The organism is Salmonirosea aquatica (genome assembly GCF_009296315.1).
GTDB classification, from domain to species: Bacteria; Bacteroidota; Bacteroidia; order Cytophagales; family Spirosomataceae; genus Salmonirosea; species Salmonirosea aquatica.
Genome location: NZ_WHLY01000002.1, coordinates 4,336,533 through 4,356,801 on the forward strand (window position 1 = coordinate 4,336,533; position 20,269 = coordinate 4,356,801).

General features: G+C 53.1%; 21 protein-coding genes. 9 read left to right on the top strand and 12 right to left on the bottom strand.

The features are described 5' to 3' along the window. Window positions 1–41: 41 nt before the first annotated feature. The 3 genes from GBK04_RS18875 to GBK04_RS18885 all read left to right on the top strand — a co-directional run bounded on the left by GBK04_RS18875 (window position 42) and on the right by GBK04_RS18885 (window position 3,439). On the top strand, window positions 42–2,243 hold the full coding sequence (locus GBK04_RS18875) for an alpha-galactosidase (RefSeq protein ID WP_373331126.1): 2,202 nt from the start codon (window positions 42–44) through the stop codon (window positions 2,241–2,243). 66 nt (window positions 2,244–2,309) lie between these two features. Further along, window positions 2,310–2,909: a hypothetical protein gene (locus GBK04_RS18880; protein WP_152762337.1), complete on the top strand. Its 600-nt coding sequence runs from the start codon at window positions 2,310–2,312 to the stop codon at window positions 2,907–2,909. Between the two features lie 14 nt (window positions 2,910–2,923). Further along, window positions 2,924–3,439: an O-acetyl-ADP-ribose deacetylase gene (locus GBK04_RS18885; protein ID WP_152762339.1), complete on the top strand. Its 516-nt coding sequence runs from the start codon at window positions 2,924–2,926 to the stop codon at window positions 3,437–3,439. On the opposite strand, the gene GBK04_RS18890 is transcribed toward GBK04_RS18885, so the two are convergent. Then, window positions 3,422–3,715, bottom strand: a complete 294-nt coding sequence (locus tag GBK04_RS18890; protein ID WP_152762341.1) for a hypothetical protein — start codon at window positions 3,713–3,715, stop codon at window positions 3,422–3,424. The two genes, GBK04_RS18885 and GBK04_RS18890, sit on opposite strands and share 18 nt — an antisense overlap. 366 nt (window positions 3,716–4,081) lie before the next feature. Here GBK04_RS18890 and GBK04_RS18895 point away from each other — a divergent pair, with 366 nt between their 5' ends. After that, complete coding sequence (locus GBK04_RS18895; protein ID WP_152762343.1) at window positions 4,082–4,576, top strand: sugar phosphate isomerase/epimerase family protein; 495 nt, start codon at window positions 4,082–4,084, stop codon at window positions 4,574–4,576. After that, window positions 4,576–4,989, top strand: a complete 414-nt coding sequence (locus tag GBK04_RS18900; protein ID WP_373331469.1) for a sugar phosphate isomerase/epimerase family protein — start codon at window positions 4,576–4,578, stop codon at window positions 4,987–4,989. The genes GBK04_RS18895 and GBK04_RS18900 overlap by 1 nt, the downstream gene beginning before the upstream one ends. Window positions 4,990–4,995: 6 nt before the next feature. Here GBK04_RS18900 and GBK04_RS18905 read toward each other — a convergent pair whose 3' ends face one another. From GBK04_RS18905 to GBK04_RS18915, 4 genes are all read right to left on the bottom strand, one after another. Continuing rightward, window positions 4,996–6,423, bottom strand: coding sequence for a DUF1501 domain-containing protein (locus GBK04_RS18905; protein WP_152762347.1), 1,428 nt, complete (start codon window positions 6,421–6,423; stop codon window positions 4,996–4,998). 107 nt (window positions 6,424–6,530) lie between these two features. After that, the gene (locus tag GBK04_RS30805) at window positions 6,531–7,193 is read right to left on the bottom strand and encodes a DUF1553 domain-containing protein (protein WP_373331127.1); all 663 of its coding nucleotides are present in this window, start codon (window positions 7,191–7,193) and stop codon (window positions 6,531–6,533) included. Continuing rightward, window positions 7,193–8,887, bottom strand: coding sequence for a DUF1549 domain-containing protein (locus GBK04_RS18910; protein WP_373331128.1), 1,695 nt, complete (start codon window positions 8,885–8,887; stop codon window positions 7,193–7,195). The genes GBK04_RS30805 and GBK04_RS18910 overlap by 1 nt, the downstream gene beginning before the upstream one ends. A gap of 82 nt (window positions 8,888–8,969) precedes the next feature. After that, the gene (locus tag GBK04_RS18915; RefSeq protein WP_152762349.1) at window positions 8,970–10,460 is read right to left on the bottom strand and encodes a Gfo/Idh/MocA family protein; all 1,491 of its coding nucleotides are present in this window, start codon (window positions 10,458–10,460) and stop codon (window positions 8,970–8,972) included. A gap of 307 nt (window positions 10,461–10,767) precedes the next feature. On the opposite strand from GBK04_RS18915, the gene panD reads away from it, so the two are divergent. From panD to GBK04_RS18935, 4 genes are all read left to right on the top strand, one after another. Then, a complete protein-coding gene (panD, locus tag GBK04_RS18920) occupies window positions 10,768–11,115 on the top strand; it encodes an aspartate 1-decarboxylase (RefSeq protein WP_152762351.1) in 348 nt (115 codons plus the stop codon). A gap of 133 nt (window positions 11,116–11,248) precedes the next feature. Further along, the gene (locus tag GBK04_RS18925) at window positions 11,249–12,283 is read left to right on the top strand and encodes a lysylphosphatidylglycerol synthase transmembrane domain-containing protein (RefSeq protein ID WP_152762353.1); all 1,035 of its coding nucleotides are present in this window, start codon (window positions 11,249–11,251) and stop codon (window positions 12,281–12,283) included. A gap of 20 nt (window positions 12,284–12,303) precedes the next feature. Next, window positions 12,304–12,786, top strand: coding sequence for a D-glycero-beta-D-manno-heptose 1-phosphate adenylyltransferase (rfaE2, locus tag GBK04_RS18930; RefSeq protein WP_152762355.1), 483 nt, complete (start codon window positions 12,304–12,306; stop codon window positions 12,784–12,786). 105 nt (window positions 12,787–12,891) lie between these two features. Beyond that, the gene (locus tag GBK04_RS18935; protein WP_152762357.1) at window positions 12,892–13,572 is read left to right on the top strand and encodes a zinc metallopeptidase; all 681 of its coding nucleotides are present in this window, start codon (window positions 12,892–12,894) and stop codon (window positions 13,570–13,572) included. A 79-nt stretch (window positions 13,573–13,651) separates the two neighbouring features. Here the strand turns inward: GBK04_RS18935 and GBK04_RS18940 are convergent, their stop codons facing one another. The 7 genes from GBK04_RS18940 to GBK04_RS18970 form a co-directional block, all read right to left on the bottom strand. Continuing rightward, entirely contained in the window at window positions 13,652–14,026 is a 375-nt protein-coding gene (locus GBK04_RS18940; RefSeq protein ID WP_152762359.1) for a glyoxalase, read from the bottom strand. A 10-nt stretch (window positions 14,027–14,036) separates the two neighbouring features. After that, on the bottom strand, window positions 14,037–15,209 hold the full coding sequence (locus tag GBK04_RS18945; protein WP_152762361.1) for a glutathionylspermidine synthase family protein: 1,173 nt from the start codon (window positions 15,207–15,209) through the stop codon (window positions 14,037–14,039). Between the two features lie 69 nt (window positions 15,210–15,278). Continuing rightward, window positions 15,279–15,929, bottom strand: a complete 651-nt coding sequence (locus tag GBK04_RS18950; protein ID WP_152762363.1) for a Cj0371 family chemotaxis-regulating polar lipoprotein — start codon at window positions 15,927–15,929, stop codon at window positions 15,279–15,281. Window positions 15,930–16,173: 244 nt separating this feature from the next. Next, window positions 16,174–17,112: a hypothetical protein gene (locus tag GBK04_RS18955; protein WP_373331129.1), complete on the bottom strand. Its 939-nt coding sequence runs from the start codon at window positions 17,110–17,112 to the stop codon at window positions 16,174–16,176. A gap of 178 nt (window positions 17,113–17,290) precedes the next feature. Next, window positions 17,291–18,445 (bottom strand): FG-GAP repeat domain-containing protein, encoded by a 1,155-nt coding sequence (locus GBK04_RS18960; protein ID WP_152762367.1) that lies wholly within the window; start codon window positions 18,443–18,445, stop codon window positions 17,291–17,293. 71 nt (window positions 18,446–18,516) lie between these two features. Then, window positions 18,517–19,707: a Gfo/Idh/MocA family protein gene (locus GBK04_RS18965; protein ID WP_152762369.1), complete on the bottom strand. Its 1,191-nt coding sequence runs from the start codon at window positions 19,705–19,707 to the stop codon at window positions 18,517–18,519. A gap of 108 nt (window positions 19,708–19,815) precedes the next feature. After that, a complete protein-coding gene (locus GBK04_RS18970) occupies window positions 19,816–20,226 on the bottom strand; it encodes a DoxX family protein (protein ID WP_152762371.1) in 411 nt (136 codons plus the stop codon). Window positions 20,227–20,269 lie beyond the last annotated feature (43 nt).

Sequence of the window (20,269 nt, forward strand, 5' to 3'; positions counted from 1 at the left end):
ATTCCTACCAGGTTGATTTTCAAAACCTAATATCTGTCTTCATGTGTCGTGCTCTTATTTTCTTTAGCTTACTTTTAATACATACAGGTACCCTGGGCCAATCTTTTCTAACCCAAATCAAGACCCTACCTGAAAACAAGCCCGCCCAAGTCACCCAGGATTGGCTGTTGAGCAGTGACTCATTCAAAGCGGGAATTTATCAGGCCTCCGGCGGGAAAGACATCGTGCTTGCCAATGGCCTGATTCAGAGGCGGATTCGCCTCACTCCCAATGCCGCTACTATCGATTTCCGGAACCTGGCCACGGGTCAGCAGTACATCCGCTCGGTGCGGCCCGAAGCCCGGGTGGTGTTGGATGGCAGAACGTATGCCGTAGGGGGCCTTTACGGCCAAACCGAACACGCCTATTTGCGGGAAGACTGGGTGGATGGTTTTGAAAAAAACGATGCCGATTTTCAGCTTGTTGATTTTTCGATTGGTCCGCTCACTCACCAATTCGACTGGCAACCTACCACCTGGACCATGAATCGGCAACTACCCACCGGAAAGGAACTCACGCTGCATTTTACTTCGCCATTGTCCACCCTGCGGGGCATTACGGTGGCGGTGCATTACGCAATTTACGACGGGCTGCCGGCTCTGCGCAAATGGGTGACGGTGACCAATGGCAGTACCCATGCGTTGCAGGTGGATCAGATCGTGAGCGAAATACTGGCCATGCCCGAGGAGGAATCGGCGGTGGTGGGCTCGCCCGAGGAAATGAAAAAGCAGCAGAAAATTTACATCGAGAACGACTACGCCTTCAACAACGCCATGCGGTACGAGCTATCCGATCAGGCCACGCACTGGAAGGTTGATTCGAGCTATACCTCGCAGGTCAATTACAACTACCAGACTCCCTGCCTGATGGAGATTTACCCCAAAGGTGGCATCGATGCCACGCTGACCCCTGGCGATAGGCTTGAATCGGTGCGTAGCTATGAACTGTTGCTGGATAGCTACGACCGCGAGCGCAACGGTCTGGCGCGTCGCCAGATGTACCGGACCGTTGCCCCCTGGACTACCCAGAACCCAATCTTCATGCACTTGGTGAGTACCGATCCAGCTCAGGTACGCGGGGTGGTGGATCAATGCGCCGAAACGGGCTACGAACTGGTGATCCTGAGTTTTGGCAGCGGACTGAACATGGAAGATACCTCGGCGACCAACATTGCCAAATTCCGGGAACTGGCCGATTACGCCCACAAAAGAGGCATAAAGCTGGGAGGGTACTCGCTGTTCAGCAGTCGCCGCATCGACGACGAAAACGATGTGATCGACCCCGTCACGGGCTTGCCTGACAAAGGTGCGCAGTTTGGCCACGCCCCCTGCCTGGCCAGCCGCTGGGGGCTCGATTATTTACAAAAAATCAAAACCTTTATTGCCCAAACCGGCTTCGACCTGCTGGAACATGACGGACCCTACCCTGGTGATCTCTGCGCTTCGACCACTCACCCCGGTCACAAAGGCCTTGCAGACTCGCGCTGGGTGCAGATGGAATTGCAAAAGGAGTTGTACCGCTGGCTCAACGCGCGCGGAGTATATATCAATGCGCCCGACTGGTACTTTCTGGATGGGAGTCATAAGACCGGGCTAGGGTACCGCGAAGTCAATTTCTCACTTTCCCGCGAACAGCAGAAAATTCTGAACCGGCAGAATATCTTCGACGGTACCTGGGAAAAGACACCCGCCATGGGCTGGGGATTTGTGCCGCTCACCAAGTACCAGGGCGGCGGCCCCGAAGCCGTACTCGAACCCCTGAGCGAACACCTCGCCGACTATAAACAACTGATGATGCAATACTACGGCGCCGGGGTGCAGGCCTGCTACCGGGGGCCAAGGCTGTACGATATCGAAGCGACCAAACAAACGGTGCAGGAGGTAGTAGCCTGGTATAAAAAGTATCGCTCCATCCTCAATTCCGACATTATCCACCTGCGCCGGCCCGATGGCCGTGACTGGGACGGGATTCTGCACGTCAACCCCGATTTGCCAGAAAAAGGCTTGGTGATGCTTTATAATCCACTCAAAGAGACGATTACGCGCACCATCCGCCTACCCCTGTACTACACTGGGCTTTCGGAAAAAGCGTCCATCCGCATTCAGGAAGGAAAAGTCCGTACCTACCCCCTCAACCGGGCCTACGAAGCGGAAATAGAAATCACCTTACCCGCCGAAGGCTACACCTGGCTGGTGATGGAATGAGTCAGGCTTTATTTTGATTCCGAAGAAATTGCTACATTGGGAGAAGAAACAAACAGGACATGGCGTATGAAATATCGGCTGATTTTTATATTTGGATGGCTCACCCTTAGTCTGGCGTTTTCTCCACTCTACGCCCAGGTCGTGTCACCTACCCTACCGGGCGATACGCTGCCCGCCATCAGGATGAAGTTTGAACCAGTGTATCTGATCTTTCTGCTAGTTCCGATCGGAGGTCTGTTCGTTGGCGGACATTCGTATCAAATCAACGGCGAGAATAAATTGCTGGCATCTTATGTCAAGCCGTATTTTAATGCTACCAATGACCCACTTTTAGCAGATTTATATGGTCGGCACAAGCGAAATCGAATTGTTTGGTACAGTGCAACTGCTACGGGAACCGTTGTTCTTTTTGCCGGATTTATTCGGGCCATTTCATCTGTGTTTTCATACGATCCGGGCTTTGAAGATTCCTTTCAGAACTATTTGATCGTAAGTGGCGGTCTGGCCGCCGCCGGAATAGGGGCAAGAATAGTCTGTTTCCGGCAATTGCGGAAGGCCGTCAACTATTATAACTTTGAGTACGCCGGCAAAGACCCTTCCGTAAGCCTACATGTAGGCCTACCTTCGGCCACCCCAGCAGGACTGGCACTCTATCTGAAATTCTGAAAGCCCCCGAAGCTATGATTGAACTTGTGCAGGACGATATTACCCGCATCGAGGCCGATGCCATCGTGAACGCCGCCAACAGCTCACTGCTGGGCGGTGGCGGAGTCGACGGAGCCATCCACCGCGCAGGCGGTAAGGCGATTCTGGAAGCCTGCCGGAAAATCCGGGCCAGGCAAGGGGGATGTCCCACGGGCGAGGCGGTCATCACCACGGCTGGTAATCTCCCTGCCAAATTTGTGATCCATACCGTAGGTCCGGTATGGCACGGCGGGCACAATCAGGAGGAGGCCCTACTTCGCTCGGCTTATACCAACAGCCTCCAATGCGCCATCGAAAACGATGTTCGTTCTATTGCATTTCCCAACATCAGCACCGGGGTGTACCGTTTTCCCAAAGAGAAAGCCGCCGAAATTGCGATTCGGTCGGTACGCGAATTCCTGGCCGCAAGGGATGATAGCCTCAAGGTGATTTTTGTCTGCTTCGATTCTGAGAATTACAGGCTATACCAGCGGTTACTGGCACCCGCCTAAGGTGTTTTTGGACGTATTCTGCCGGAGGTACCTGAGCTGAATATGGGGATATTGGTTCAGAATGTTCCGGAGTTTGTAGGTACGTTCGTAGGCATTGTTGAAGAACCAGATTCGGATCACGCACTCCTTATTGTCTCGGGATTGCCCGTAAAAATAAAGAATCCACAGCTTGGGAGCCAGTGGGTTGTCTACGTCCAGTTTGATTCTCTTTACTTTGTTTAGGTCAATGGCAAGGTTGTTGAAGCTTGATTCGGTTTTTAACGTGAGTGTTTGCATTGGAATAGGAAATTTTATAGAGGGGGAAGTTATAACTGATGCTTACTTATAAGATACCAGAATATTAAAAGTGTGTGTTATTCGCCCCGAAAAGTTTTCCTTTTATGTCCCGTAACGCAATCCCAATACCCCGAACACTAGGAAAAATCCTACAAAAGGGAGAAAAAATAATGATTACCGCTGCTGTTCCAATTGCTGAAAATAGGGTTATATCGAAAACCATGCCAATTTTTAATGTATCTGAATTTGGTAATAATTTTTAGGAATAGTTACTAGCTTGCGAAGGTTACTCGCCATGATTTGTGACACTTCTGAATTCTTACCTATACATTTACTGCTACTAAATCCCTGAAATTTCTCACGTCCATGAAAACCGACTATCGAAGAAAGTTCCTAAAAAATATTTTTATGGGGGGTGCTGCTCTGAGTTTGGCTCCAAAAATGATAGCAGGGCCCCGGGCCTATGCCGGGGTAGGTAAGTCCCACCTAAAACTCAGCTGCAATATTTATTCCTTTAATGACCCACTCCGCAAAAGTGAAATGACTTTGGAAGAGGTGTTCAAATTCTGCTCCGATATTGGCTTTGCCGCGGTAGATCCTACGGGCTACTACTTTCCCGGCTATCCGGCCGTACCTGCCGATGAATACGTATACGAAATCAAGAAAAAGGCTTTTCTGATGGGCTTGGATATCAGCGGCACGGGGGTACGCACCGATTTTTCCAATCCCGATGCCGGCAAGCGCGCCGCCGATGTGGAGCTGGTACGGCAGTGGGTGGAGGTAGCCGCCAAAATGGATGCGCCCGTGCTACGGGTATTCGCAGGCAAGGGGTACCTGAGGGAAACACAGAAGCCGAAGTGATGGATTGGGCGGTGGAAGGACTCCGGCAATGTACGGAACTCGGCCGGGCGAAGGGCGTGATGATTGTGCTGCAAAACCATAATGAATTGCTCAAAACGGTAGATCAGGTACTTTACATCCGCAACAAAATAGCGTCTGACTGGCTGGGAATCAACCTCGACATCGGTAGCCTTCGGGCGGGCGATCCCTATGAAGAAATCGCCAAACTTGCGCCCTATGCCTATACCTGGCAGATCAAAGAAATAATATACCGCAACGGTAAGGAAGAAAAACCCGACTTACCCCGCCTCATGGAAATTATCCAAAAATCAGGGTACCGGGGGTACATTCCTATCGAAACCCTGGCAGGTGATCCGCGCGTGCAGGTACCCCGGTTTCTGGCCGAGGTACGGTCAGCGGTGGAAGGGTTATAGGGTACCCTATCCCAGCAAGTCCAGCACCGCCTTTCCTTTGCCGTCGGGGGTAGTGTAGAAAGGACGCTTCTCGATCTCGTACTGTGTGTCGGGCGCAATGCCCAGCGCGTGATAGATGGTCTGGTGGATACCGTCGATCTTGACGGGGTTTTCGATGGTTTTGCAGGGACGTTCGTCGGCGGTCTTGCCGTATACGTGTCCTCGTTTGATGCCGCCGCCGAACATCAGCATCGAGCAGCCATCGGTAAAGTGGCGGTGCATGCCATAAAACTTTTCCTCGGTCAGGATATCGGGCTGGTTGACCTGTTCTTTCACCTTTTGGTCGGGCCGTCCTTCTACCATCATGTCGCGGCTGAATTCACTGGCCAGCACCACCAGGGTACGGTCCAGGTGGCCGGTTTTGTCCAGGTCTTTGATCAACTGGGCCACGGGTCCGTCAATCATTTTTTTCATATCCGCCATGCGCGTGTGGCCGTTTTCGTGGGTATCAAAGCCTTTGAAAGGCTCGTATTCGGTGGTGACGCTGATGAAGCGCGCGCCCTGCTCGGTGAGGCGGCGGGCGAGTAGGCAGCCCAGGCCAAACCGTCCGGTGTTGTAGATATCGTAACTTTCTTTGGGTTCGTTGCTGAGGTCAAAGGCCTTGGATTCGGGCGAATTGAGCAGCATGTAGGCTTGCTCCATGGATCGCCTGAGTGATTCTTTCTGGTAATCGCTACCGAATTCACCCACCGGACTCTGACTAATTAGTTCATTATATAATTGATTCCGCCGCTCGAAGCGTTTAGCGTCCATGCCGATGGGCGGGCGCACACTTTCCAAACCCTGACTGGGGTCGGGGATCAGGAAGGGACCAAACTCGTTACCCAGGAACCCGGCTGTGTGAAAGGCTTTCAATTCTTCGGCCTCACCAACCGAGAACCGCTGCCCTATGTCGATGAAGGCTGGAATGACCGGATTTTTTGGGCCTAGCTCCTTGGCGATCCAGGCCCCGATGTGGGGGGCTGCTACGGTTTGGGGTGGTTCGTAACAGGTATGCCAGTGGTACTGGTGGCGCGAGTGCAGAATGTGCCCCAGGTCAGCGGCCACGTACGATCGGATCAGGGTACCTTTGTCCATCACGCTGCCAATGCCTTGCAGACCTTCGGAAAAGTGGATGCCATCCAGCACCGTCGGCAAAGACTTGAAGGTACTTAGCACCCGATTCCCCTCCATGTCTTTTTCGAAGGGCGTGTAACGTTTGGGATCGAAGGTCTCAGTATGGGCCATACCTCCGGCCATCCACAGCAGAATGACCGTGTCGGCGGTGCCGTCCGTTTTTCCAACGGATTTACAGCCCGAAAGCAAACTGGCCATAGGGGCACCGGCGGCCAGCGCGGCCAGGGTAGCCGCGCTGCTGCGCTGTAAAAATTCGCGTCGGTTCCAGGTACTTTTCATGGTTTTGTTTTTATGAAGGGGCAAAGGGACAAAGTTTTTTTGCTCACTATGGAATCTGATAATCTGGCGCAAGCCCACTCTGTGCCTTTGCTCCTTTGTGTCTTTTTTTAATAAATCAACTGAAATTCAGGATGTAGCACGATGGCCCAGGCCAAATCCTGGATACCTTCTTCACTGGGATTTTTGCCAATTATTTCTTCGGCCACGGCTATTTCGCGGGGCATGGGATTACGGCTCAGGGCCCGTTGATACAGTGCTCTTATCAGTCGGTCAGACTGCGGGAAGCGGGCTTTCCAGCGTTTCGCTCCGGTTTTTATGGATGAATTCAAAAGCTCGCCGTTGGTCAGTTCCAACGCCTGCAGCAGGCTGGCCTGCGAAGTGCGGCTCGTGCTCACGGTTTCGCGGTTGGGGCGTCCGAGGGCGGTTTGGAAAGGATCGTTTTTGACCAATGACGCTCTAGGGAAACGAATCTGCTGGGGCATGGTTTCGGGGAACCGTTTGTACACAATGGATGTGTCCCCATAGATCGGGTTAAAGGTGGTACTCACGGCATCGGCAAATTGCTCGGCGGTGATGCGACGGCGTACCATCCCCTGGAATACGTAAGAGGGAGACATCAGCAAGTCCGGTTCCTGTACAGCCACCGAAGGTAGCTGGTAGGTTTTTGACGTAAGAATGGTGTACATCAGTTTCTTGATGTCATAGCCGTTTTGGACAAAGTCGGTGGCCAGCCAATCCAGCAAATCCTGGCTCCAGGGTAGGTTGTCCATCACATCCACGGGCTCCACAATGCCCGGCCCATCAGCTGCGCCCAGATGCGGTTGACAAGCGTCCGATACAGGCGTCCGTCTTCGGGCTTTACCAGAAAATCGGCCAACTCGCGCAGCCGTTCTTCGGTGGGCGCATCGATGCTGATTTCGCCCAGTTCCTTGAACAAAATTTGTCTGCCTGCCATTTTGCCCGTGGGCTGATCGCAGCGGTTGATTTCCAGCAGCGTGTCGGCGAACACATTGGCGAAAGCGTAGGCATCGGCCAGTTTCCAGTCACTGACAAAGCTATCGTGGCAGGAAGCGCATTTGAGGTTGAGGCCCAGCAGTACCTGCGAGACATTCTGAGCAGCCTGCATTTCGGTACGCTGGCTTGAATTGATGGTACCCCGCCATTTGATCCCTTTGATAAAACCCGCCGATTCTTCCTGCGGGCTGATGAGTTCCCGCACAAACCAATTGTAGGGTTTGTTGGTTTTCAGTGATTTATAGAGCCATTTGGTCATATCGAAGCGTCCACCCGTGATGTACCCCGTGCCGGAGTAGTCGTTGCGCAGGGCATCGTTCCAAAAGGTGAGCCAGTGCTGGGCGTAGTCGGTATCGCGGGCCAGTAATTCTTTGACCAGTAATTCCCGTTTGTCGGGTCGGTGATCGGTGAGGAAAGCCTGCACCCGGGCGGGCGGGGGAAGCAGGCCGATAACATCCAGGAATACCCGCCGGATGTAGATGCGGTCGGAGACGACCTGTTCCCAGGGTACCTTATGCTCTTGGAAATACACGTTGACAAATCGATCTACGGGATTGGTGAGACCGGCGGTAGCCGGGGGCAGAATGGGAGTGCGCGGCGCCAGCGGAGCTACCCTGAACAAGCTCTTCTCTGCACCACTGGGCCAGGGAGCACCCTGTTTGATCCAGAATTCCAGTACCGCTATTTCCTGGGCGGATAATCTCTTGCCTTTGGTAGGCATAGCTTCCTTATGGCCCGTCGGCAGGGAAATCCGACGAATCATTTCACTTTTTTCGGGCTGACCGGGAATCACGACGGGGCCGTCCTCGCCGCCTTGCATCACGAATTCTTTCTTATCGAGCCGCAGTTCGCCTTTGCTCTTGGTGGCCCCGTGGCAGCTGTAACAGTTATGTGCCAAGATGGAACGTACTTCCAGGTTCAGGTCTTCTACCTGTTTCGTAGAAAGCGGCTGACGGGCGCTGGCCAAAACAAAGGTAGCGGTAGGTGAACCCGGACCTGCCGGATCGTTGGCTCCGGGCAGCACGCTGCTGAGGTAGTCGTCGCCGTGGGTCAGCATGGCACCCAAATGCCCGGCTACCGTGACGCCCACCACCGTGAGGATCAGGGTAACCCGGTACCAGCGAAGGCGACCCATGCGCAGTAAGGCCAGGGCCAGTAGGGAAAGTGACATGGTGGCTATGCCCGACCATTGATGGTAGGTAAGTGTGTCGCCGCCGTAGTTTTCCTGATTGGCCAGGATCAGTCCGAGTGCCACCGCCACCATGGCACTTACGGCACCGATCCAGACCAGCAAATTAATTCCGGCCCGAAGCTCTTTTTTGGATCCCCACCAGTCGAGGATTTCGAGAAAGAGCGCCACGCAAAGCAAACCCACGGGGAAGTGAACGATGAGCGGGTGCAACCGTCCCAAAAACTGCCAAAGCCAAAAGGTGTCTGAAATTTCCTGCACGCCTGGAAAAGGATAAAAAAGGGCTGCTGACGCATTGGAGCATCAGCAGCCATTAAATGAATAGAATCAACGCTGATTTACCTTATGCGCCTAGCGTCCAGTCGCCGCGGTAGTTACGCTTCACAAACTGGTTGGCAGGGTCGAAGTTGGTCACTTTCATGTTCTTGCCATCCCACAACAGCTTCTTGCGTCCTGGGTAGGAGAAGCCCTTGCCGTCGGCATTAGGTTCGCGGAGGGTATAGCTGCGGATACCCAGGTTGCCCATGATGACCGTCTCAGTCAATGGACCGGCGTAATCGAAGGACGATGTAAGTTCTTTGTGCTCCTTACTGTTAAATCCGGCCTTGCAGGCGTCGGTCCAGGCTACCTGGTGGCCGTACTCAGGCAGGCCCGTATATTTGGTTTCAAAGCCTCCCTTGGTCATTTCCATTTTCTGACCGTTTTTGAGATATAGTTTGGGTACCAGCCCGTAGGTTCCGCAAGTCATAACGCCCTTGTCGCCGATGAGGATAGCCCCGTTGGAACTATCGTCGTCGCCAATCGGATCGTTGGCCGGAATCAGTTCGGGGTGAGCGGGACGCAATCCACCGTCCAGCCAGATCATCGTTACCTCCGATTTGTTAAGTTTGGTGGGGCCAAACTTAAGCTGGGTGCGCGAAGAGGGCGGACAGCCTTCGGGGATGTACTCCGGCGTCCAGTCTTTCAGAAACACCGAACCCACGCTGCATTCTACTTCAGTAGGGTACCCCAATCCGAGTACACGGAAGGGCGGGTCGATGAGGTGGCAACCCATGTCGCCGAGTGCGCCCGTACCGAATTCCCACCAGCCGCGCCACTTGAAAGGATGATAGGCCGGATTGTAATCCACCCAGGGAGCCGTACCTACCCAAAGGTCCCAGTTGAGGCCTTCGGGTACCTCGAATTTGCCCGTGGGTACAGGGATGCCCTGCGGCCATACGGGGCGATTTGTCCAAACATGGACTTCTTTTACCGTACCAATCAAGCCTTTGTTGAACCAGTCCTGCATCTGCCGTTGACCGGGGTTGGATGCTCCCTGATTACCCATTTGGGTGACGACCTTGTACTTGCGGGCCGCCTCGGTGAGCATCCGGGTTTCGTAAATATCGTGCGTAAGGGGCTTCTGGCCGTACACGTGCTTGCCTAGTTGCATGGCGGCCATTTCGGCCACGGCGTGCTGGTGATCAGGCGTGGAGACTGTTACGGCATCAATGTCCTTACCCATCTCATCGAACATCTTACGAAAATCCATGTACTTTTTGGCGTTGGGATAGCGGGCGAAATTATCCTTATTGCGGGCCCAGTCCACATCGCAGAGCGCCACGATATTCTCAGCGCCGTTGTTGTAGGCGTTTCGAATGTCGGAAGATCCCTTGCCGCCGATGCCAATGCCGGCAATGTTCAACTTATCGCTCGGAGCGCGATAGCCCTTGCCAAGTACGTGCCGCGGCACGATAAAAAAGCTGCCGAGGGCCGAAGCTCCAATGGCTGCCGCTGAACTTTTTTGGAGAAAATCCCGCCGCGAAACGGTTTCCTTTTGGTCTTGCTTGTTCATGGTATAGGTTTAAAATATGATGCTTAGACTAATATCCAATTTATAAAAAGCCAGCAGATGCCTGTTATTACTTATGAAAGGTCGGCAGAACAGGAGTTTTTTATTTTGGGTAATCGTGCGTTATCGTACGTAACGTTTTTTCAGGGGCATTCTTGTAAATGACCGGCAACTATTGCCTGGACCCGGGGTAGGTGAACTACCCGCCATGCTCCTGCGTTTTGTCTGATGTAAATATTTAGGCGTACCTTTGACGGATTTTTCAGGCGCCGGTAGTCGGACACAATAAAGCTACTCACTCGATCAAATCATGCAAATTACCCTTATGAAGTCAAAGATCCACCGGGTAAAGGTGACGCAGGCCGAACTCAACTACGTCGGCAGTATCACCATCGACGAGGATCTGATGGATGCGGTGGGAATCATCGAAAATGAACAGGTACATATTGTCAACAATAATAATGGCGAGCGGCTGGTAACCTACGCCATCAAAGGCGAACGCGGCACGGGCATCGTGTGCCTCAATGGCGCGGCCGCCCGTAAGGCACAGGTAGGTGATATAATCATAATCATTGCCTATGGTAGCATGTCGGAAGAGGAAGCCCGTACGTTCAGGCCCCGCGTGGTGTTCCCCGACGATAATAATCGAATTGTGTAGGTTTTGGCACTTGTTTAATCGCGCCATGGGCTTTACCGCCCAGCGGAACGTATCCGAAGCAATGTACGACCTACCTGTTCCGGAACCAAGTGCCAACCAGGCGATTCAACACTTCAACTAGTATACTAACTACATGAAAAACGTCCTCCGGTATGCGATTTCGTTAGCCCTGGCGGGTGGTCTGCTCTGGCTGGTATTCAAGGATATGGATCTGGCCGCCATGCTGGACCGGCTCCAGCAGGCCGATTGGCGCTGGATCGCGCTGTCGTGCTCGCTGGTGTTGATGGCGCACATTACCCGGGCCTGGCGCTGGCAGATGTTGCTCGAGCCGCTGGGCCATCGTCCCAGCCTGTTCGATGCCACGACTTCGGTGCTGACGGGGTACTTTGCCAACTACATCATTCCGCGTATGGGCGAGGTCACGCGCTGTGGTACCCTCTATAAATTGGAGAAAGTCCCGGTGAACCTCAGTTTTGGGACCGTAGTAGCCGAGCGCGTATTTGATGTGCTGACGCTGCTGGTACTGATTGCCCTTAACTTTTTATTGGAATTTGACCGGCTCAGCACGTTTTTTCTGGATTTTTTCGGCAGTAAGGTTTCGGGTGGAGAGCCACAGGGTACCAACTTCCTGTTGATTGGTTTTGGAGGAATAGTATTGCTGATTACGATCGGGGTTGTATTTATTTTGACGAATAAAAGCCTTCGGGAAAAACTCCTGCAAAATGCTATCATCATAAAAATCGCGACCTTTCTGAAAGGTATGCTGGAAGGGGTACTGAGCATTCGCAAGCTCCGTAGTCCGGCGTTGTTCATTTTTAGTACCCTGCTCATCTGGGTGTTTTATTACTTGATTTCGTACGTGCTTTTTTTCAGTATTCCCGAAACGTCTACCCTGGGGCCATTGGCCGGGCTGACGATTCTGGTGATCGGAGCCATTGGTATGACGGCTCCGACGCAGGGCGGCATCGGAGCGTACCATCTGTTGGTGGGAAATGTGATGATCTTGTACGGTCTGACCCAAAAGGACGGCATTACCTTAGCTACCTTCGTGCACGGTACCCAAATGTTGTTTATGCTGGCCGTGGGCGCACTGGCGTTTTTAGTGGTGCTGCTTAAAAACCGGAAATCCACTACCGAACCTGCCCTGAGTGAACAGCCCGTTTCTTAATCTGAAGCGATACATCTGACATGACTACCGAAGCCAAAATTCTGCGTCTGGATGAAGCAATGACCCAAGTAGCTGACTGGCAGCGTGCGGGACAAAAAGTGGTGTTTACCAACGGCTGTTTTGACCTTGTGCATCTGGGCCACATCGACTACCTCGAAAAAGCCAGGGCTTTGGGCGACCGCCTGGTGCTGGGGCTGAACACCGATGCTTCGGTGAGTCGGTTGAAAGGCCCCGCCCGACCCGTGGTGAATGAATACGCGCGGGCGCGGCTAATGGCGGCTTTGAGCTTCGTGGATACTGTCATTTTGTTCGACGAACCTACCCCCAAAGAGTTAATTGAGGCCCTAAAACCTGACATTTTGGTCAAAGGCGACGACTATACTGTCGAAACGATCGTTGGCGCAGATTTTGTTATAAATAAGGGAGGAACAGTAGAAACGATAGCCCTCGTTAAAGGCTATTCGACTACGGCTCTGATTGAAAAAATAAAGCAAAGTTATTGAGTCTATCGTCAAGGTTTGACTAATTTCAAAACGTTTTCAAATCAAGAGATCTCATAATTCATCATCGCACGGGTGACCCCGTCATAACTCATAATTAACAAAGACATGGCAGGAGCATATTTGATTGGTATTATCGTCATGGCCGTAAGCATGTTCGTGCAGTGGCGGCTCAAAAGTAAGTTTGAACAGTATTCGCAGGTAGGTCTGAGCAATGGCCTCAGTGGCAAGGAAATTGCCGAAAAAATGCTGCGCGAAAACGGTATTTTCGATGTGCGGGTAGTATCGGTGGAGGGCCGTCTGACGGACCATTACAATCCCCAGGACAAGACGGTCAATCTGAGTCCCGATGTGTATCACGGACGGAGCGTGGCGGCAGCCGCGGTTGCTTCGCACGAGTGCGGGCATGCCGTGCAGCACGCCACCGCCTACACCTGGCTGCAGTTGCGTTCCAAGATGGTACCTTTCCTGACGATCTCCTCTCGCTACATGCAGTGGGTGATTCTGGCCGGGATTCTCTTGATCAACACTTCGACTATCCCTCTGGCAATTGGCGTGGCGCTTTTTGCCGTCACGACGCTATTCAGTTTTATTACGCTTCCCGTAGAGTACGACGCCAGCAACCGGGCATTGGCCTGGATCGAAACCCACGGCATCGTGACCCAGCGCGAGCACGAAATGGCCGCCGATGCCCTCAAATGGGCCGCGCGCACCTACCTGGTAGCTGCCATCGGATCGTTGGCGACGCTGCTCTACTACGTCAGTATCCTGATGGGCAGAAGGGACTAGAAAAATGAATTGGACTAAATATTGAAAAGCGCGGCCTCCTCAGGAGGCCGCGCTTTTTTAACATAAACTGCCATAAAGTCTACCCCAGGGTACTTTGCAGGCGCTGGATCAGCAGGTCATGCAAGCGGCGGCTCAACTCCTTTTCCTGTGAAATAAAAGTGGCCCATTCGTCGGTGGTCATTAATCCAAGTACCAGGCCTATCAATTGGTTGCGCAGAGCCAGGTCTTTTTGAAAAGCCTTTTCGACATAGCTTTTTCGATCGTCGGGTGCCATGCCATCCAGGGGTACCCTCCGCTTCATAACATGATGTTGAAAAACGGCGACGATTCGCTCATGCTGGAATTTAAGGATGGGACGCAGGACTTGGTTCTGAAATTGCTCCGCCGGGTTTTCGGTGGGTTCCGTTGAAAGCTGGGGCCGCAGGGCGATAAATGCAGTATCTTTTGAATTCACGTATTTTGATTTATTCGATTACATGCCCAATGAACTGGGCGGTGTTGTCCAGAATCCGGCCCCCACGCCGGTAGCCCAGCGCGCAGGGCTCTCCCGCGTAAAACACCCCGGCCTGGTAGCAAAAATCTTCGTTATCGCTCACAAAATCGACGTACTCCTGGTAGATGCACCGTTGGGCACCGTACTCACCTTCCACTTTTTCGATCACATCGCCGCCTTTTTCCAAAATCGTCACATTGGCTCCTTCACGGCCAAAGAGTACCTTGCTCACCGAACGCTTGTGCGGCAGTACGTAGCGCTCGGTTTGTAGCAGCAGGGGGTGGTAGGGGTACATGTCCCACAGAATTTTGAGGATGTATTTGGACTGGAACAGCAGCGTGTAAGCGGGATTCAGGACGACCGCTTTCCGGTCAGTAACGAGTTGTGTCAGGATGTCCGCCAATTCGCTTTCCTCTTCGCCGATATACTCCCAGGGTACCAGCTTGAACCAGAAATCAAAACGCACGAAACTGCCATTAACCGGGTCCTGTTTGAAGATCCCTTCTTCGACAGAGAATTCTACCTCGTCCATGTAGCAGAACTCCGCGTCGAACCCCGCCTCGCGGGCCGCTTCGTTCAGTAGGGCTACATTGGTATCATCCTCAGGGTAGTCGCGCAGGGTAGTCAGGAGGAGGCTGGGGGTGAGGTCGGGATTTATTTCCCGCAGGTACCTGAACTGTCCCACCAGGGTTTCGTAAAGGGTGTTGAACTGGCGGCTGTCGTCCATACCGTTGGCCCGTAGGTGCGCCCATTGCACTACGGCGGTTTCGGGTAGGCAGGTGGCAGTGTCGGCGTTGAATTCGATGAGCTTGATGGGCTGGCCATCCAGCCCACCGGCCAGATCAAAGCGCCCGTAAAGATGTACCTGCCGATCGTCCTCCCACGAGCGCCTGACCAACTCGTGTAACGATTCGGGAATCCCCATTTCTTTAAGCAAATGCTGGTCGATGGCGTACTGCCCGGCTTCTACAAACATATCGTAGAGCGACTGGGCCGCTTCGTAGTAGGCGTTGGCTTCCGCTTCGGACACAATCACGGCCTTCTGTACCAGATAGGGTAGGGTGTCCTCGCCCAACATCCAGTCCCAGCCCACCGAACGCAGGGCAGTTTCAGGATGTTGCGGCATTTCTTTCAAGAGAATCATTTTGGGGGAGTTTTGTAGGGAGAATTCAAAAATGCTACCAGCTATTGACCAATAGCTGGTAGCTAAAAATTATCCTCCGCTTCGTGCGCCGGAACGACCGAAAAATCCACTCCTTCCGCCCGAGGGACGGCTATTGACCGTACGGGTGGTGCGGGAAGCCCGTACGTCGTTGTGGACGCTCTGTGACTTCTGGTAGGTAGACGGCGAGCTATAATACCTGCCAAAGGTACCATTTTGCGATTCGCGCTCCCGGTATGAATTGATGTAGCCATTGTTCATGTTACGTCCCAGCATGTAGCCCATGCCGCCATACAGCAGCATGCTCGATAGCCCCCTGCGATGGTAGCCGTAGTGCCTGCCATTGTCAGTAACAGTGCTATCTCCTGCGTTTTTAATTTCTTCATCAATCAACGCCTTGGCGGCTACCGGACTGATGGTTTCGACGCGCCCGTCGAGGTAGGTAACTATTGCCTCGGCCCGCTCGGCGGGTACGGTTTCTTCGTCGGTAATCTCGAATTCGCCGGGTTTGATTTCCTTGATGTGCGAACGGATTCCTTTGGTGTCAACCGTTTCTTCGTAGCTGTACGCGGCCTCGTCGTCCTGTTGGTCCGAACAGCCCGGCAGAGTCATGCCACTGGCCAATAGGGCCAGGGCGAGGGTGCTACTGATGGTGATGTCCTTGGCTCGCCGGATGAAAGAGCCCTTGCGTATCGGGGTCATGGTTCGATGGGTTTAGTGGAAAAAGGGTTTGCGGGTAGGTATTGGCCTCACAAAGCAGGTAAAACAAAACTAGGAAAGAATTCCTGATGAAACATCCTTTTGGGGCAGACGGTTCGGAACAATTGAAACCATAGGGCAGGGCAGGATGAATGGAGAAACCCATAAAAGACTTGGCCCGCATAAGGGTGGGAAGGTACCCCCATGCAGACCAAGAATCGTGCGTGCAAGTATTAATAGGGTTGGATTACCGTTTTGGGATGGAAATCATGTGAGAAATTTTCCATTCCCCATCGATCTTTTCAAGATAGCGGCTTTCCAGGTTCGTTACGGGAGCACGCCCGTCGGGATAGCGGAAAGTTTGTTCGTAACTGGCCCAGGCGGCATGGCCATTGGGCCGGATATTATAGTTGGTATTAACAAATATTGTGCCCGGTTTATTGGGTTTTTGAGTGGAGAGCCGGTCTACCATCTCACCGATTTCGGTAGCTGTAATGTCGTAGGCTTTGCCGCCCTCGTCGGTTACAGTATGGGCGGCGTAGGGCAGGTCGGCCCAGAAGGTACCCATCTTCTCGCCATCATTGTCGAGCCAGGCCTGGGTCTCGGCCTCCAGCACCCTGCGAATCATATAGGCGTCGGGATCTACCCCCGGAGGTATACTCACATAGCCCATCCTGTCGCGGATAGCCGCCCGGTCGTAGTAGTAATGGGTTTCCGACAACTTACCGTCGCTCAGCCGGGCCGTAATCTGGTAAGGCATATCGTAAGCAGCGCCGTTTTCCTTGTCTTTCCAATGGTACACCCCCCAGCCCATGACCCAGTCGCCTTCCCGGGGACCGCTCTTTTCCCGAAACGTAAGGGTACGGCGGTCGGTAATGTTCTGGGACGTACGCTGGCTGCTACTGGCTTCCCAACTCGCCAGGGCTTGTTCACTGGTGAAAGGCTCATCGTGGCTGGGGCCATATTCTTGGTAGTTGGCCGTAAGGTAGGGGCGGGCCTGCACCAGGTCGTTGGCTATGAGGGCATCGAGGTAGTTATTGAGGATGGCCACGTTCTGGTCGGCGCTTTTGCTTAGGCTAATGGCGTCGTTGTGCCTGATGATTTTTTGAGCAAAGAGAGAAGAACTGACGAAGAAGAGCAAAACAAGGGATAAGCCCTTACGCGGAGAAAAATGTAGGTTGTACATATTCATGGAGGTTTAGAAGGTGAAAAATAAGGGTGCAGACCCCTTCACAAAACACTCGCACTAACTTGTACAAATTTAACATTAATTAGAACTTTACCAAACTGAAAAGTAACTTTTTTAGAGATTAAGGCTATTTATATTTGATTTCTAATCCAAAAAATCGATAGTCTGAAGAATTCTAGAAGCGCTGATTCCAGTAAATCACCACATTGTGGGTGGCACGCCCCGAAGCCACCAGATCCAGGTCACCGTCTCCATCCAGATCGGCGGCTTTAAGATCCTCAGCGGCCATATCTACTTTCTGGTCCAGGGCGTACTCCTGCCATTTGGCCCCTGAATCGTCGGTACCTACGTACAGGCGGACACCCACCTGCTCGGCGGCGTTTTTTTCGCGCCAGCCCATCGCGATCTGGTCGCGGCCCAAGCCCAGGAAGTCGGCCGTTACCAGGGCATGGCCCTGATTCATCCGGTCGGTCAGTATGGTACGGTCGTCTTTGGTATACACCACCAGACTATTGCCGTGCATGGGTTCGATGGTGGTGGTGAAAAGCATATTGTTTTTAAGCTTTCCGGTCCTAATTTCGCCCACCCCATTTTTAAGTACCATCCAGTTGCCCGATGGGGCCCAGCCGTCGGCTCCGTCCAGAAAGACCTGTACGCCCTCTTTTCCCGCCACGGCCATGCCCAGGAAGGCTCCCCTGACTTCCATAGGTTCCATATTGTGGGTCATGTGCATACCAGTATCCACCAATTGGTAGGCCCACAAGCCCTTTTTATTTTCAGGTACATCGAAAACGATCATATTTACCCCGGCGCCTTCGCCCTTATCGTTGTCCAATCCATGCAGGGGTAGTACTATCAACTGGTACTTGCCCTCGGTATCTTGCACCCAGTGCATCCGGTGAATGGTGACTTCGTGGTGTAGCTTTACGGGCTCCCAGCTCGACTTGCGATCGGCGGGCGGCACGAGGTAAAATACCGCGCCTGACTCTTTCACATTTTTGGTTTCACCAGGATTCCACTGCGCCCCTACGGCTACCTCTACCTTCCCATCACCGTCGATGTCGCGGGCGGCGATGCACACATTATCACGTTCGGTGAGGTTGGCGGCGATGACGTGCCGTTTCCACGATTCATTCGGGCCGCCGGGATTCTCATACCACACGATTTCCTTCTGATCGGCCATTAGGATGTCCAGTTGGCCATCGCCATCTACGTCGCCCGTCGCGAGACCGTACCCAATACTGATTTTAGGGTCGATGACCTCGGCCTTGAAGGTAGGGCTTTGGGCGTATACCGGGACAGCGGCTAGAAAAAGTATTAACTGTTTCATAGGTTGATCAAGAGGTTTTCGGAGTCAGGTACCCGGTTATTTGCCTTCAAAAAGCTGATAGCCAATAGCCATCATAAATCACGTTCCACAATTTTTCCGCTTGCTTTCTCTTTCAAAATCAGCTTATTCCGTCCGTCGTGCGTTATTTCCTGCTTGATGAGGTAGTGGTCGGCGTCGTAGTCGGTATAGTTGGAAGGCTTGCTGAGCCCTTCCTGACCTCGCCAGACGGGCAACTGCACGGGTTCCCACTGTTTGGTTTTGGCCGAGCGGTAGGCCGCGTCGATCACGGCGTTCACTACGTAGCCATCATAAAAAGTTTCGGCGGCTTCCCCGCCCTTTTCGGCGGCATCGAACATATCGGTAAACATGTGATTGTAGCCCAGATCATTGACCTCGTCGCCCACCGGGAACAGCCAGCCCGAGTTGCTTTCGGCTTTTTCGGCCACGTAGTCGGCACCCTTGCCGGAAGTGTACATCTCGAAACCCGTGCGCAGAAAATTGTTGATCCAGATGGTACCCTCGGTACCCATCACTTCATCGCGCAAATCCATGCCACCCCGGAACGTCCAGCTCGTTTCGAATTGCCCGATGGCACCGTTCTCGTACTTCACCAGCGCGATGGCGTGATCTTCGGCCTCGATGGGTTTTACCTGCGTATCGGCCCAGCACATAACCTCCACGGGTTTTACATCTTTTCCTATAAAATTACGCGCAATTTCGATGCAGTGGCAGCCCAGATCCAGGATGCAGCCGCCACCCGCCTGCTCGATGTCCCAGAACCACTCACTGTGCGGACCGGGATGCGCTTCGCGCGATTTTGCCCAGAGAATACGGCCCAACGCGCCATTTTTTACGCTTTCCATCGACTTAAGGAATTTAGGCGTGTAGCATAAGTCCTCAAGGTACCCACCAAAGATCCCCGCTTCTTCCACCGCCTGCATCATGCGCAGGGCTTCGTCGGCGGTGCGGCCCAGTGGTTTGGTGCATACGACGTTCTTTTTGTGTTTGGCGCAGAGGAGTACTGCGGCTTCGTGGACGTGGTTGGGTAGGGCGATACACACCATGTTGACGTCGGGATGCGCGATGACTTCCTCCATGTCGCTCGACCAGAAATCACAGCCATAGTCGTCCGCGAATTTTTTGGCGCTCTCGTCACGACGGGCGTAGATGGCCGTGACGCGATCGCGGCCCCGTTGGCCGTGGATGGACTCGGCGTAAAAGCGCCCGATGAAACCGGAACCCAGCATGGCAATGCGTTGCATAACAAATCGGTATAGTGAATAGGTAGGTTGCTTGACTCATAAAAGAAGCACACCCACGGAATTCTACCAGATTTGAAGCAAAAAAGGCGAAAGCCTGCAAGAACCGCCCTACTTGAAAAGTACCTGATCGGCCGAATAGCGGCCCGGACCTGTTAGGAAAATCGCTACGAATGCGACGGCAAACATCAGGGCGTGTTCCCGCTCGCTCAATGGTTCGCCGCCATGCACTACGAAACTGACCACCAGCATACCGATCAGCAGCGGAATGAGGGCCGCCCGCGTGAATAGTCCTAGCATGAGCAGCAGCGCGCAGAAGAATTCGCTGAAAATAGTCAAGATCAGAGAAGTTTCTTCTCCCAAGCCAATGGGATCGGCAAAGCCACTATTGCCGCCCAAGTAACTGCTGAGCTTATCGTAGCCGTGGGTGGCCATGAAGAAACCCATGCCCACGCGCAGAATCAGGACGCCCCAACTGGCGGGATCGGGTAGGGTAGGTGGACTGAAAATTCTTCGAATCATTCTTTGTGGATTTATTGCCAGGTAGGGTACCCTTGAAAATCAT